General features: G+C 71.2%; 1 protein-coding gene. It reads right to left on the bottom strand.

All coding sequences use genetic code 11. The features are described 5' to 3' along the window. A partial coding sequence (locus RBH18_RS44035) for a sigma factor-like helix-turn-helix DNA-binding protein (protein ID WP_306216470.1) occupies positions 1 to 215 on the bottom strand: 215 nt, incomplete at both ends.

Genomic DNA, 215 nt, shown 5'->3' with positions numbered 1-215 from the left:
TCGGCGATCTGCGACTGGGTGAGGTTGCCGTAGAAGCGCAGGGTGAGGATCTTCTGCTCGCGCTCGTCGAGGGTGGCCAGGGCGGGGCCGAGGGCGACGCGGGTCTCGGCGAGTTCGAACTCGCTGTCCTCGCCGCCGAGGGTGTCGCCGAGTTCGGTGGTGCCGTCGGCGCTGATCGGGGTGGACAGGCTGGTGGCGTTGTAGGCGCGGGCGCC

Origin of the sequence: Actinoplanes oryzae (assembly GCF_030757795.1) — a bacterium.
Lineage (GTDB): Bacteria > Actinomycetota > Actinomycetes > Mycobacteriales > Micromonosporaceae > Actinoplanes.
The sequence above is the reverse complement of the archived record's forward strand: the minus strand, read 5'-3'. Positions and strand labels throughout refer to the sequence as shown.